This is a genomic window from Type-A symbiont of Plautia stali (assembly GCF_059731155.1).
Genome location: NZ_AP035891.1, coordinates 2,492,274 through 2,505,571, shown reverse-complemented (window position 1 = coordinate 2,505,571; position 13,298 = coordinate 2,492,274). Strand labels below are relative to the sequence as shown.

At 56.8% G+C, this 13,298-nt stretch carries 11 protein-coding genes, 2 pseudogenes and 1 riboswitch; of the genes and pseudogenes, 7 read left to right on the top strand and 6 right to left on the bottom strand.

Annotation, left to right across the window (positions count from 1 at the left end; all coding sequences use genetic code 11):
* Positions 1 to 282 precede the first annotated feature (282 nt).
* The 4 genes and pseudogenes from AC6I8M_RS13335 to purD form a co-directional block, all read left to right on the top strand.
* Positions 283 to 1,125: pseudogene (locus tag AC6I8M_RS13335) on the top strand (oligosaccharide flippase family protein); the annotation flags it as partial.
* A 72-nt stretch (positions 1,126 to 1,197) separates the two neighbouring features.
* On the top strand, positions 1,198 to 2,040 hold the full coding sequence (locus AC6I8M_RS13330) for an IS3 family transposase (RefSeq protein WP_022537112.1): 843 nt from the start codon (positions 1,198 to 1,200) through the stop codon (positions 2,038 to 2,040).
* Between the two features lie 392 nt (positions 2,041 to 2,432).
* The gene (gene purH / locus AC6I8M_RS13325) at positions 2,433 to 4,022 is read left to right on the top strand and encodes a bifunctional phosphoribosylaminoimidazolecarboxamide formyltransferase/IMP cyclohydrolase (RefSeq protein ID WP_010616892.1); all 1,590 of its coding nucleotides are present in this window, start codon (positions 2,433 to 2,435) and stop codon (positions 4,020 to 4,022) included.
* A gap of 18 nt (positions 4,023 to 4,040) precedes the next feature.
* On the top strand, positions 4,041 to 5,354 hold the full coding sequence (gene purD / locus AC6I8M_RS13320) for a phosphoribosylamine--glycine ligase (RefSeq protein WP_498013416.1): 1,314 nt from the start codon (positions 4,041 to 4,043) through the stop codon (positions 5,352 to 5,354).
* On the opposite strand, the gene AC6I8M_RS13315 is transcribed toward purD, so the two are convergent.
* The 6 genes from AC6I8M_RS13315 to nudC all read right to left on the bottom strand — a co-directional run bounded on the left by AC6I8M_RS13315 (position 5,351) and on the right by nudC (position 9,747).
* A complete protein-coding gene (locus AC6I8M_RS13315; RefSeq protein ID WP_010616894.1) occupies positions 5,351 to 6,013 on the bottom strand; it encodes a DUF1481 domain-containing protein in 663 nt (220 codons plus the stop codon). The two genes, purD and AC6I8M_RS13315, sit on opposite strands and share 4 nt — an antisense overlap.
* A gap of 68 nt (positions 6,014 to 6,081) precedes the next feature.
* The gene (hupA, locus tag AC6I8M_RS13310; RefSeq protein WP_006121511.1) at positions 6,082 to 6,354 is read right to left on the bottom strand and encodes a nucleoid-associated protein HU-alpha; all 273 of its coding nucleotides are present in this window, start codon (positions 6,352 to 6,354) and stop codon (positions 6,082 to 6,084) included.
* Positions 6,355 to 6,542: 188 nt separating this feature from the next.
* Positions 6,543 to 7,133, bottom strand: a complete 591-nt coding sequence (locus tag AC6I8M_RS13305) for a YjaG family protein (RefSeq protein WP_010616895.1) — start codon at positions 7,131 to 7,133, stop codon at positions 6,543 to 6,545.
* Positions 7,134 to 7,195: 62 nt separating this feature from the next.
* Positions 7,196 to 7,864 carry a deoxyribonuclease V gene (nfi, locus tag AC6I8M_RS13300; RefSeq protein ID WP_010616896.1) on the bottom strand — a complete coding sequence of 223 codons (669 nt, stop codon included), beginning with the start codon at positions 7,862 to 7,864 and terminating at the stop codon, positions 7,196 to 7,198.
* Between the two features lie 2 nt (positions 7,865 to 7,866).
* A complete protein-coding gene (hemE, locus tag AC6I8M_RS13295) occupies positions 7,867 to 8,934 on the bottom strand; it encodes a uroporphyrinogen decarboxylase (RefSeq protein WP_010616897.1) in 1,068 nt (355 codons plus the stop codon).
* 39 nt (positions 8,935 to 8,973) lie between these two features.
* Positions 8,974 to 9,747 (bottom strand): NAD(+) diphosphatase, encoded by a 774-nt coding sequence (nudC, locus tag AC6I8M_RS13290; RefSeq protein WP_498013415.1) that lies wholly within the window; start codon positions 9,745 to 9,747, stop codon positions 8,974 to 8,976.
* 97 nt (positions 9,748 to 9,844) lie between these two features.
* Between nudC and rsd the strand changes: the two are divergent.
* From rsd to thiE, 3 genes and pseudogenes are all read left to right on the top strand, one after another.
* Positions 9,845 to 10,352, top strand: a pseudogene (gene rsd, locus AC6I8M_RS13285) (sigma D regulator).
* A gap of 152 nt (positions 10,353 to 10,504) precedes the next feature.
* Positions 10,505 to 10,605: riboswitch (TPP riboswitch) on the top strand.
* Between the two features lie 92 nt (positions 10,606 to 10,697).
* The gene (gene thiC / locus AC6I8M_RS13280; RefSeq protein WP_010616899.1) at positions 10,698 to 12,620 is read left to right on the top strand and encodes a phosphomethylpyrimidine synthase ThiC; all 1,923 of its coding nucleotides are present in this window, start codon (positions 10,698 to 10,700) and stop codon (positions 12,618 to 12,620) included.
* A complete protein-coding gene (gene thiE, locus AC6I8M_RS13275) occupies positions 12,620 to 13,267 on the top strand; it encodes a thiamine phosphate synthase (protein WP_010616900.1) in 648 nt (215 codons plus the stop codon). The genes thiC and thiE overlap by 1 nt, the downstream gene beginning before the upstream one ends.
* The last annotated feature ends 31 nt before the right edge of the window (positions 13,268 to 13,298 follow it).

Sequence of the window (13,298 nt, the reverse complement as noted above, 5' to 3'; positions counted from 1 at the left end):
TCATTGGACATTCGGCATAGCCTGATTGCAAAAAACTCAGGATATGCCTGTGAAATTTTGTCCTGAATTCGGGTTGAAATCGTTTACATCCATCGGGCTTCGCACCAAGTTTAATCGGAATTTTCCTGAATTTAATCGCTAAACTCTGACGCGAGTCTCATTTTTCGGACCAGCCTGGTTTGAAGTTATTAAATTGTGTCATGCCCACTGAGCGCTTGTTAATTCATTTCAAGGACGTTGTACCGAAAGGCAGTTGCTGTACGTAATACTAAGGACCAGTCAATGAAATTGAGCGTAATGTCTAATGCCGCTTGGATGATGTCTGAGAAGATCGTCTCGGTATTCGGCATCATATTTGTGACCTCCTACGTGGCAAAATCCTTTGGCCCAACGGTGTTTGGTCAAATGGCGTTTTCGACCTCGCTGTTCTCCATGGTGCAAACCGTGGCGATTTTTGGTACCGAAACCATCCTGTTCAAGTGCATCAGCAAAAGTGCGCCGAAAGGCCTGCGGTTGATGGCCGTAGCGCGGACAATGCGCTTGGTGCTGCTGTTGCTGACGTCAATCCCGGTGTTGATTTGGGTCTGGTACAACATGCAGGAAAACTTTCTTGCGTTTGCACTGGCCTCGTTTATCTCGTCGGTGTTTGTCACCCAGGACACGTTCAGCGTTTATAACAATGCGCGGCTGGCGTCGCGGCTCAATACTATTGCCAACTCGGCCGGCTTGCTGCTGGGCTTTGCCATGAGCTTCACTATCGCCTGGCTGCACCTCAATCCACTATGGCTCACGGCCTCGATTGTGGCCGTCACGCTGGTGCCGTACGCCATCAAGCGCGTCAATTTCTATCGCGAACATCAGGATCTGGCACCGCCGCAGGACAAGCGCACCACCTACCTGCGCTACCTGATGTATGCCGGCCTGCCGCTGGCGATCTCCAGCATCTTTATCTCGGTGCAGGTGAAAGCCGCACAGATGTTCCTCGCGGGCATCGCCTCAGCGCGCGACCTTGGCCTGTTCGCCGCCGCGAATACCATTTCGGCTTCCTGGATTTTTATCCCGGTTGCCATCATCACTTCCTGCTTCTCGGAGATTTTCCGCGAGCGTGGAGCAGCCGCGATCAAGTGAAGTGGCACACTAAATTTGGCCACCTGAACAGAGGTGATATGCTCACCTCAGAACAACACAGGTGCCATAATGAAAAAAAGAAATTTCAGCGCAGAGTTTAAACGCGAAGCCGCTCAACTGGTCCTTGATCAGAACTACACCGTTGCAGCTGCGGCCAATGCTATGGATGTGGGTCTTTCTACCATGACGCGATGGGGAAAACAGTTGCGGGATGAACGACAGGGCAAAATACCTAAAGCCTCCCCTATAACCCCGGAACAGATTGAAATACGCGAGCTGAAGAAAAAGCTACAACGTATTGAAATGGAAAACGACATATTAAAAAAGGCTACCCACCGGTATAAACGTGGTGGTCATGAACACATCGTTATCCCGAATCGCCTTGAGCGACAGTTCGCAGTGACAGAGCCTAATCAGGTGTGGTGCGGCGATGTGACGTACATCTGGACAGGCAGGCGTTGGGCTTACCTCGCTGTTGTTCTCGATCTGTTGGCAAGGAAACCGGTAGGCTGGGCAATGTCATTCTCACCGGACAGCAGGCTGACCATCAAAGCGCAGGAAATGGCGTGGGAAACTCGCGGTAAACCAGCCGGAGCGATGTTCCACAGTGACCAGGGTAGCCACTATACAAGCAGGCAGTTACTGTGGCGTTGCCGGATCAGGCAGAGTATGATCCGACGTGGAAACTGTTGGGACAACAGCCCGATGGAACGCTTCTTCAGAAGTCTGAAAAACGAGTGGGTGCCAGTGACAGGTTATATAAACTTTAGCGAAGCTGCACATGCGATCACAGACTATATCGTCGGATATTACAGCTCGCTAAGGCCGCATGACTATAACGGTGGGTTACCCCCAAACGAATCGGAAAACCGATACTGGAAAAACTCTAAAGCGGTGGCCAGTTTTAGTTGACCAATTCATTTTTCTCCGGCGGAAGTTCTTAACGAAGCTTCCTGTCTACACCGCATTCCGTGAGTCGTTGTGCCGTGTCGATGGAGTCGCATTATAGGGAGTTGTTCGGTACGCGCAACCGCTAAATTCAATAAAAACAATCGTTCGCTGCATTCCACAGCAAAACCCCGCCTTATACCCGGTTACACACAAAGTTATCCACATCTGCAGCCGGTAATAAATTTAGGCGAGCATCGCGCAAACGTTTTCGCTACAATGCCCCGCGACGTCAAGGATGCCCCTTTTGGGGCGTTACCTGAGGTAAATGTTCTCTTCTATGATATAGAGAGAGAAAGTTAAGCCTGATGTAACACTCTTATTTACGCGAAACAAAGCCAAGGGATAAAACCACCATGCAACAACTTCGTCCTGTACGCCGCGCTCTGCTCAGTGTCTCTGACAAAGCCGGCATCCTCGAATTTGCTCAGGCCCTCTCCCATCGTGGTGTTGAGCTGCTCTCCACAGGTGGCACCGCGCGCCTGCTGGCAGATGCCGGCCTGCCCGTCACGGAAGTTTCTGACTACACCGGTTTCCCGGAAATGATGGATGGACGCGTCAAAACGCTGCACCCAAAAGTGCACGGTGGCATTCTGGGCCGTCGCGGCACCGATGATGCCATCATGGCCGAGCACGCCATCAATCCTATCGACATGGTGGTGGTGAACCTCTATCCCTTTGCCCAGACCGTGGCGAAAGCCGACTGCAGCCTGGAAGATGCCGTTGAGAACATTGATATCGGCGGTCCCACCATGGTGTGCTCGGCAGCCAAGAACCACAAAGACGTGGCGATCGTGGTGAAGAACAGTGACTACGACGCGATCATCGCGGAGCTCGATGCCAACGAAAACTCCCTGACGCTGGAAACCCGTTTCGATCTGGCAATCAAAGCCTTTGAACATACCGCCACTTACGACAGCATGATTGCCAACTACTTTGGCAGCCTGGTACCGGCCTATCACGGCGAAAGCACCACGCCGGCCGGCCGCTTCCCGCGCACCCTGAACCTCAACTTTATTAAAAAGCAGGATATGCGTTACGGCGAGAACAGCCATCAGGACGCTGCTTTCTATATTGAAGAGCATGTCACCGAAGCGTCGGTCGCCACCGCACAGCAGCTGCAGGGCAAAGCGCTGTCCTACAACAATATTGCCGATACCGATGCGGCACTGGAGTGCGTCAAGGAGTTCAGCGAGCCAGCCTGCGTTATCGTCAAGCACGCTAACCCATGCGGCGTAGCCGTAGGCGATTCAATCCTTGCCGCCTACGAGCGCGCTTATAAAACCGATTCTACCTCGGCATTCGGCGGCATCATCGCCTTTAACCGCGAGCTGGATGAAGCGACCGCGCAGGCGATCATCAGCCGTCAGTTCGTGGAAGTCATTATTGCGCCATCGGCCAGTGAAGCGGCACTGCGCGTGACCGCAACCAAACAGAACGTCCGCGTTCTGGTATGCGGCCAGTGGCAGCGCCGCGTTGCCGGTCTCGACTTCAAACGCGTCAACGGTGGCCTGCTGGTTCAGGATCGCGATCTCGGTATGGTCGATGCCAGCCAGCTGCGCGTTGTCAGCCAACGTCAGCCGACCGAACAGGAACTGCGTGACGCGCTGTTCTGCTGGAAAGTGGCGAAATTCGTTAAATCCAACGCCATTGTGTATGCACGCGACAACATGACGATCGGTATTGGCGCTGGCCAGATGAGCCGAGTTTACTCTGCCAAAATTGCCGGAATCAAAGCCGCTGACGAAGGACTGGAGGTGAAGGGTTCCGCCATGGCTTCCGACGCCTTCTTCCCGTTCCGCGATGGCATTGATGCTGCGGCGGCAGTGGGCATCACCTGTGTGATCCAGCCGGGCGGTTCCATCCGCGATGATGAAGTGATTGCTGCCGCCGACGAGCACGGCATCGCGATGATCTTCACTGACATGCGTCATTTCCGCCATTAATAGCCTGGAGCCGTAACGATGAAAATTTTAGTGATTGGTAATGGTGGACGTGAACACGCGCTGGCGTGGAAAGCAGCACAGTCGCCGCTGGCAGAAACCGTATTTGTTGCGCTAGGCAACGCCGGTACCGCGCTGGAGCCGGCCCTGCAGAACGTGGCCATCAGCGCCACCGATATTCCGGCACTGCTGGCGTTTGCGCAGCAGGAAAACATTGACCTGACCATCGTCGGGCCGGAAGCGCCGCTGGTGATTGGCGTAGTCGATGCGTTTCGCGCTGCCGGCCTGAAAATCTTTGGCCCGACGCAGGCTGCCGCGCAGCTGGAGGGCTCAAAAGCCTTCACCAAAGATTTCCTTGCCCGCCAGCAGATCCCGACGGCGGAATACCAGAACTTCACCGACGTGGAACCCGCGCTGGCTTACCTGCGTGAGAAAGGCGCGCCGATCGTCATCAAAGCGGACGGTCTGGCCGCTGGTAAAGGCGTTATCGTCGCCATGACGCTGGCCGAAGCGGAAGCGGCAGTGCAGGACATGCTGGCCGGCAATGCGTTTGGCGATGCCGGTCACCGCATCGTCATCGAAGAGTTTCTTAATGGTGAAGAAGCCAGCTTCATCGTGATGGTGGACGGCGATAATGTCCTGCCAATGGCCACCAGCCAGGATCACAAACGTGTTGGCGACGGCGACACCGGCCCTAACACCGGTGGCATGGGCGCTTACTCACCGGCACCGGTAGTGACCGATGAGATCCACCAGCGCGTGATGGATCAGATCATCTGGCCAACGGTAAACGGCATGAAAGCTGAAGGTAACACCTACACCGGTTTCCTGTATGCCGGTCTGATGATCGACAACGCCGGTCAGCCGAAGGTGATCGAATTCAACTGCCGCTTCGGCGATCCGGAAACGCAGCCGATCATGCTGCGCCTGCAGTCGGATCTGGTCGCGCTGTGCCTCGCCGCCGTCGATGGCAAGCTCGATCAGCAGCAGTCACAGTGGGATCCGCGCCCGTCACTCGGCGTGGTGCTGGCCGCTGGCGGTTATCCGGGCAACTATAACACTGGCGATCAGATCCACGGTCTGCCACTGGAAGACGTCGCGGACGGGAAGGTATTCCATGCCGGCACCACCCTGAAAGATGATCTGGTGGTGACCAGCGGCGGTCGCGTACTGTGCGTGACCGCGCTGGGTGAAGATGTGGCGGCAGCGCAGAAGAATGCCTACGCGCTGGCGCAGCACATCTCATGGAACGGCAGCTTCTGCCGTAATGATATCGGTTACCGTGCGATTAACCGCAAGGTAAGCCCCCGGCGGCGGCCAGCCGGTCGCCGCTAAAAATCGGCCTCTTTCGGCTGCCAGCGGCACTCATCTTCCGGCGTGACACGCAGCAGCTGAATCCCCTCTGGCGCTTCCAGCCACGACAGGGTAGGCTGTTGCTGGCCCTGCTGCTGTCGATACAGCGTCGCCAGCGTGTCGCGATCGAACGCCACATTCACCTGCTGACCCTCACAGTCACGGACCTGTGTACCGCCCTGCCAGTGCCCCTGCCACAACAATACCCGACCACTCAGCAGTGCATTGCTCTGCGCCAGCATGCGCTGCGCGTCAAACCGGTACAGCTCGACGCTGTCGGCGCTGACGGCTTCACGCCGGCCAGCCAGCTGTCGCTGCATAAAATTGAGGTTGCCCTGATGGTCGAAACGCAGGGTAACGTCGTCCGGCTGCTGGCCAGTGACGTGCCGTTCCACGCTCAGCAGTTTATCCGCCTGCCAGATATAGTCGGTGGTTTCCCGGCTATCGCCATTGAAAGGGGTGTAGACAGTACGCAGATGGACGGCTTCGTGGTCGCCGTTTTTACGCCAGATTCGCACCGTGCCACGGTCAGACAGATAGCCGCTGGCGGTGAAAGCCGGAAGATCGGGAGTGGCACTGCAGCCGGTGAGTAATAGCCCGAGGAGGATGGCGCAGAGGCGCTGAGGAGAGATGTTCAGCATAGCAGGCCCCGGTAACAAAAAGGGGCGAAATCGCCCCTCTTTTAAAGCTAAACCGCGATGCGGAAAACTTACTTAACAGCGTCTTTCAGTGCTTTACCAGAGACGAACGCTGGCACGTTAGCTGCAGCGATTTTGATCTCTTTGCCAGTCTGCGGGTTGCGACCGGTACGCTCAGCGCGGTGGTTCACTTTAAAAGTACCAAAACCAACCAGTTGTACTGCATCACCTTCTTTCAGAGACTCAGTGATCGCAGCCAGGGTAGATTCCAGCGCAGCTTTAGCCTGGGTTTTAGACAGGTCCGCTTTCTCTGCGATCACATCAATCAGTTGAGTCTTGTTCATAAGTTATCCTTAAAGTGTATTTATCGCTTGCTAAGCAACGAGTGCGAGGGAAAAGCCATATTCTGGCACTCTTCAGCCTGCACGCACCGATAGCCACAATTTTCAGCCCCCCAAATGTAGACTAGACAGGGGGCTGATGTGAAGCCTCCAGGCGCGGTAATTCGGGCCTGAAGTCACGTTTTCTCGCCTTATTGCTGAAAATTTATACCGATGTTACTGATTCCGGCTTCACGCAGGTCTGCACGTAATCCTTTGATTAGCTCTAGGTCCCGTTCTTCGCACTCTGCCAGCAGGCGAAAAATCTCCCACTGCATGTCCCATTCGTCAATTACCGCCTGGTTGTCACGCAGCTCTTCGTCGCTCATTTCACGACCGGCCTGGGTCATTTCGAGGATGGCCACGGTGGTGATCGACGTGCGGCTGACTTCGATGGCGTGCTCCAGCGTTTCACCGCTCAGCTGCGCGTGCAGGAGTTCACTCAACGCCACGCAGGCGTCAATCGTCGGGTGCACGCCGTAAACGTCAAAGTCGTCACCGTTTGGGATCGCCGCTTCCAGTTTCTCCAGCTGGCTGTCGAAATTGATTTTGGCATCCTTCACCGTCAGGCTTTCCCACACCAGGTCGAGAATGCGGCGATAAAGCTGCGGATCGGCAAACTCGGTCTGCTGACAGAAGGCCCAGTAATTGGGGAACATCCGCTCGCACAGACAGACCATAAAGGTCATGTGCTGCCAGCTTTCCAGCTTCGCCAGACGCAAATGGACGGGATTCTGTAACATCAAACTTACTCTCGGTAGATTAGCTGGCGGCAGTGTACCGCAAAAGCCGCACACAAACAGCGTTAGCGCGCATTTTGCCACTTCACAAAAGCGGGACGGCCAGACGCCACGGCATCAGCCCAGCGCGTTGGCTCCGGCAAGCGGTAGCCGGCCATGCAGGCCTCAACCCAGTGCAGTGCGCTGTCGAGGCTGACGCGGTGGCCGGTCGAGACAAACAGTGGGTTACAGCGCGTCTTGCTGCGCCACACCCAGGCAATCTGCTCGCCTTTATCCATCAGCGGCTGACGACTGCCCGGTGCCGCATCCAGCTCAGCGAAACGACCGCACAGGCGCTTTTTTGCTACGCCGATGGTCGGCACATCCAGCAGCGAGCCGAAATGCGCGGCAACGCCCAGCCGGCGGGGATGAGAGATGCCATGGCCGTCGACGAACAGCAGATCGGGCCGCTGCGACAATTGCTGCCACGCCGCCTGCAGGGCTGGAACTTCGCGAAACGAGAGAAAACCGGGGATGTAAGGCATGGTGGTCGCGACACGCGCGATGCGATGCTCCACCAGCGTTAATGAAGGGTATTCGAGGATCACCAGGGCGGCGCGCGTTACCTCGCCGCCCTGTTCAAAACCGACATCGGCGCCGCCAATGAAGCGCGGCGGCAGTACGTCAAAATCATCCTGCCGCACCACGCTGGCGGCGAGCTGTACCTGTTGCTGTCGTAGTGCGGCTAAATTCATGCTTATCCCTGATGATATGGTCGTGATAACCGATGCACCGCCTCCACAAACGCGCCAGCGTGCTCTGGCGGAACATCCTGATGAATCCCGTGACCGAGGTTGAACACGTGGCCTTCGCCTGCGCCAAAGCCTTCCAGAATCCCCGCCACTTCCTGCTCAATTCGTGCAGGGGGTGCATACAGCATAGACGGATCCATGTTGCCCTGCAGCGCGACTTTATCGCCCACGCGGCGCCGCGCTTCGCCAATATCGGTGGTCCAGTCAAGGCCCAGCGCATCACAGCCGGTGGCCGCCATCTCTTCCAGCCACTGGCCGCCACCCTTGGTAAACAGGGTGATGGGCACGCGTCGTCCTTCGTTCTCATGCAGCACGCTGTCGACGATTTTGTGCATGTAATAGAGCGAAAACTCGCGATAGTCGCGCCCGGTCAGCACGCCGCCCCAGGTATCAAACACCATCACCGACTGCGCACCCGCTTTAATCTGCGCGTTGAGGTAGAGGATCACGCTCTCTGCCAGCTTATCCAGCAGCGCGTGCAGCGTCTGCGGCTCGGCGTACATCATCTTCTTGATTTTGGTGAAAGCCTTGCTGCTGCCGCCTTCTACCATGTAGGTTGCCAGCGTCCACGGGCTGCCGGAGAAACCGATCAGCGGCACTTCGCCTTTGAGGTTGTGACGGATAGTGCGCACCGCATTCATCACGTAATTCAGCTCCTGCTCCGGATCCGGCACCGGCAGTTTATCCACATCGGCACGGCAGGCGATTGGGTGGGAGAAACGCGGGCCTTCGCCGGTCTCAAAGTAGAGCCCCAGGCCCATCGTATCCGGAATGGTGAGGATATCGCTGAAGAGGATCGCGGCATCCAGCGCATAGCGGCGCAGCGGCTGCAGGGTGACTTCGCACGCCAGCTCAGCGTTCTTACACAGAGACATAAAATCACCGGCCTCAGCGCGCGTGGCTTTGTATTCCGGCAGGTAACGCCCGGCTTGTCGCATCATCCATACCGGGGTGATATCCACCGGCTGGCGTAACAGGGCGCGCAGATAACGATCGTTCTTCAGTTCACTCATAATGGGCTCTCTCATGCTAAGGCCGGCAGTGTAGCATTTTCACGCCGCGCTGGCGCGACACAGCGCAACCGTATCTTCAATCAGACGGCGCGCCACGGTGCCCGGCGGCGGCAACAGGGGCAGATCGTCGTAGCGATACCAGCCAGCATCCAGCAGCTCTTTACCATCGTGCTGCAGCTCGCCGCGATCGTACTCCGCCATGAACGCCATCATCAGCGAGTGCGGGAACGGCCACGGCTGCGAGGTCACGTAACGCACATTTTTTACCCGCACGTTGCTCTCTTCCATCACCTCGCGGGCCACCGCCTGCTCCAGCGTTTCGCCGACTTCGACAAAACCGGCTAGCACGGTGTAGATGCTGTTGCGATGGCGCGCATGGTTCGCCAGCAGGATCTCCTCACCGCGACGAATCGCCACAATGATGCAGGGGGCAATTTGCGGATAGTAGCGCTCGCGGCAGTGGCTGCACAGGCAGGCAAATTCGCGCTTGCTGTGCTGCATTTCATGGCCGCAATAGCCGCACCAGCGATGCGAACGGTAGAACTCTGCCAGCTGCACGCCGCGCCCGGCGAGCTGAAACAGACCGACATCTTCGTCAATCAGCTGGCGCACCGAGGCCATATTGTCCGGACGCGCTTCGCATACCAGCCAGACGTTTTCGCCCTGCCACTCGCCAATCACTCTGCCGCTGCTGCCGGTCAGGCCAAACTCGCCGGATAAGCCATGCGGCAACTCGCCTTCCGGCAACCAAAGTTTCTGCGCGGAGCAGACAATCCACCAGCCAGCGTCTACGCTTGAGATCTCACGTTGCATCTTAATCGTTGTCCTTAGCGTCAAAAGCGTCAAATGGCACGCTGAAATCCTGATGTTAAGTGTGTAATAAACAACTATAACTCACTTGGAGCCCCGTATGCTTACCCAGTTAGATAACCTGACCGAGCGTGTAGGTGGCGGTAATGAATTAGTCGACTAATGGTTGCGCGCCCGTCGACAGCTGCTCGTCACCGATTACGAGTTAATTGGCATGAAGCCGAACAAAGAAGCGCTGACCGCGCTGGATGAACAGGCGCTGGATGCGTTTTGCCATTGTCTGGTGGACTATCTCTCCACCGGCAACTTCAGCGTTTACGAGCGCATTATCAGCGAGATCTCCGGCGACAGCCCGATGATTGCGGCGGCGCAGATTTATCCGGCGCTGAAAGGCAATACAGAACGTCTGATGCAACTGTATGACAGCCATCTGCAAGCAGGCCATTAATGACGACAACTGCGTGGATTTCCAGCAGGCGCTGTCAGAAGTGGGCGAAGCGCTGGAGTCACGCTTTACGCTGGAAGACAAACTGGTTCAGCTCGCCTGGGATAACCAGCTGGCGCGCCCGCCGGTGGCCAATGACAGCACCATTGCTCGTCCGGCCTGAATCGCTGCAGTTGTAAAAGACTTGTTATTCAGGAAAAGCCCTTTTATGCTGAATGGGCTTTTTTATTGTCTTTTTTAACGACAATCCACAATCAAACTTTGCAATATAAGCGCAGCGTGCAACAGTCAGCAAAGTCGCTTATAGCGTAAAACGTAAACTTGTCGGAGTGCCCTTAGGAGCTGAGACCGTTAATTCGGGATCCGCGGAACCTGATCAGGTTAGTACCTGCGAAGGGAACAAAAGTAGATGTTATCAGCACGGTGCAGTCAGGCGCCCGGCACCGTTTCTGTTACTCCTTCCGGACTCCGGACAAGCAGCTTCCCCCTTGTTTTCAGGAAACTTGCTATGTCTGATGCTAAAACCTCACGTCGTGAACAACGCGCGCAGGCGCAAAAATTTATCGATTCACTACAGGGAACCGCCTTCCCTAACTCAAAACGGATCTGGATCAGCGGCAGCCGCGCGGATATCCGCGTCCCGATGCGCGAAATTCAGCTCAGCCCAACGCACACTGGCGGCAGCAAAGATCATCCGCAATACGCAGACAATGAACCGGTGCCGGTGTATGACACCGCCGGTGCCTATGGCGATCCCCACGCGACCATCAATGTGCATCAGGGTCTGGCAAAGTTGCGCGCCGACTGGATCGCCGAACGCAACGACAGCGAAACCATCAGCGCACTTAGCTCAAACTACAGTCAGCAGCGGCTGGCGGATGACGGGCTGGATCATCTGCGTTTTGAACACCTGCCGCTGCCGCGCCGGGCCAAAGCGGGTCGCCGCGTCACGCAGCTGCATTATGCACGTCAGGGCATCATCACGCCGGAAATGGAGTTCATCGCGCTGCGCGAAAACATAGGACGTGAGCGTATCCGCAGTACAACGCTGTTGCAGCAGCACGCCGGTCACGGCTTTGGTGCGCAGCTGCCAGAGAATATCAGCGCCGAATTCGTGCGCGCCGAAGTGGCCAGCGGCCGCGCCATCATTCCTGCCAACATCAATCATCCGGAATCAGAGCCGATGATTATCGGCCGCAATTTTCTGGTGAAGGTCAACGCCAACATCGGCAACTCGGCGGTAAGTTCGTCGATTGAAGAGGAAGTGGAAAAACTGGTGTGGGCCACGCGCTGGGGTGCAGATACCGTGATGGATCTGTCGACCGGTCGCTATATCCATGAAACGCGTGAGTGGATTTTGCGCAACAGTCCGGTGCCCATCGGCACGGTGCCAATATATCAGGCGCTGGAAAAGGTCAACGGCATCGCAGAAGATCTTAACTGGGACATTTTCCGCGATACCCTGCTGGAACAGGCTGAGCAGGGCGTTGATTACTTTACCATTCACGCGGGCGTGCTGCTGCGCTATGTGCCGATGACCGCACAACGGCTGACCGGTATCGTGTCACGCGGCGGCTCAATCATGGCGAAGTGGTGCCTGTCACATCATCAGGAAAACTTCCTCTACCAGCATTTCCACGAAATCTGTGAAATCTGCGCCGCCTATGATGTCGCGCTGTCGCTCGGTGATGGTTTACGTCCCGGCTCGATTCAGGACGCCAACGACGAAGCCCAGTTTGCCGAACTGCGTACCTTAGGCGAGCTGACGCAAATCGCCTGGCAATATGATGTGCAGGTCATGATTGAAGGCCCCGGTCACGTGCCGATGCAGATGATCCGCCGCAATATGACCGAGCAGCTGGAACACTGCCATGAAGCGCCGTTTTATACGCTGGGCCCGCTGACGACCGATATCGCGCCGGGCTACGATCATTTCACCTCCGGGATTGGCGCCGCCATGATCGGCTGGTTTGGCTGCGCGATGCTGTGCTACGTCACGCCGAAAGAGCATCTTGGCCTGCCGAATAAAGAGGATGTTAAGCAGGGGCTGATTACCTACAAGATCGCGGCGCATGCTGCCGATCTGGCTAAAGGCCATCCCGGCGCGCAGATCCGCGACAACGCCATGTCGAAAGCTCGCTTCGAGTTCCGCTGGGAAGATCAGTTTAATCTGGCGCTCGATCCGCATACCGCGCGGGCCTATCACGACGAAACCCTGCCGCAGGAATCCGGCAAAGTGGCCCACTTCTGCTCCATGTGCGGCCCCAAATTCTGTTCAATGAAAATCACCCAGGAAGTGCGCGAATTTGCGGCCCGCCAGCAGGCTGAAGCCCAGCCGATAGCGCTGGGCATGGCGCAAATGCCTGACGCCTTCCGTAGCCGTGGCGGCGCGCTGTATCACGCCGCCGATGCCCTGAAAGAGGAAAAATGATGACTGAAGCCTTCCCTGCCACCGCGCCAAAACTGGGGCTCTATCCGGTTGTCGACAGCGTGTTGTGGATTGAACGCCTGCTGGCTGCCGGCGTGCGCACCCTCCAGCTGCGGATTAAAGATGGCGATGATCGCCAGATCGAAGCCGCAGTGCGCGATGCCATCGCCCTTGGCAAACAGTACGGCGCGCGGCTGTTTATCAACGATTACTGGCGCTTAGCGATTAAGTACAACGCCTATGGTGTACATCTTGGTCAGGAGGATCTGGATGTGGCCGACCTGGACGCTATCCGCCACGCCGGCTTACGCCTGGGTCTGTCGACACACGATGACGCCGAGCTGGATCGCGCGCTGGCGCTGCGTCCGTCCTATATTGCGCTCGGTCACATCTTTCCGACACAAACCAAAGAGATGCCCTCTGCGCCACAGGGCATAGCCGAGCTGAAGCGCCATCTGGCCCGGCTGCAGCATATTCCTACCGTGGCGATTGGCGGCATTTCGCTGGCACGCGTGCCGGAGGTGCTGGCGACCGGTGTCGGCAGCATTGCCGTGGTCAGCGCGATTACCCAAGCGGAAGACTGGCAGGCGGCCACCCGCCAGCTGCTGGCGCTGGTGGAATCTCCAGCCCATGCCGCAAAAGCGTTGTAACTGACTGCAACCACGGTATAAATCCGCGAAT

Excerpts from the sequence above, each read along its gene's own strand:
- nfi (WP_010616896.1), bottom strand. The coding sequence starts at position 7,864 with ATGAATTTAGCCGCACTACGACAGCAACAGGTACAGCTCGCCGCCAGC.
- nudC (WP_498013415.1), bottom strand. The coding sequence starts at position 9,747 with ATGCAACGTGAGATCTCAAGCGTAGACGCTGGCTGGTGGATTGTCTGC.
- hupA (WP_006121511.1), bottom strand. The coding sequence starts at position 6,354 with ATGAACAAGACTCAACTGATTGATGTGATCGCAGAGAAAGCGGACCTG.
- thiE (WP_010616900.1), top strand. The coding sequence starts at position 12,620 with ATGACTGAAGCCTTCCCTGCCACCGCGCCAAAACTGGGGCTCTATCCG.
- purD (WP_498013416.1), top strand. The coding sequence starts at position 4,041 with ATGAAAATTTTAGTGATTGGTAATGGTGGACGTGAACACGCGCTGGCG.
- AC6I8M_RS13315 (WP_010616894.1), bottom strand. The coding sequence starts at position 6,013 with ATGCTGAACATCTCTCCTCAGCGCCTCTGCGCCATCCTCCTCGGGCTA.
- AC6I8M_RS13305 (WP_010616895.1), bottom strand. The coding sequence starts at position 7,133 with ATGTTACAGAATCCCGTCCATTTGCGTCTGGCGAAGCTGGAAAGCTGG.
- AC6I8M_RS13330 (WP_022537112.1), top strand. The coding sequence starts at position 1,198 with ATGAAAAAAAGAAATTTCAGCGCAGAGTTTAAACGCGAAGCCGCTCAA.
- thiC (WP_010616899.1), top strand. The coding sequence starts at position 10,698 with ATGTCTGATGCTAAAACCTCACGTCGTGAACAACGCGCGCAGGCGCAA.
- hemE (WP_010616897.1), bottom strand. The coding sequence starts at position 8,934 with ATGAGTGAACTGAAGAACGATCGTTATCTGCGCGCCCTGTTACGCCAG.
- purH (WP_010616892.1), top strand. The coding sequence starts at position 2,433 with ATGCAACAACTTCGTCCTGTACGCCGCGCTCTGCTCAGTGTCTCTGAC.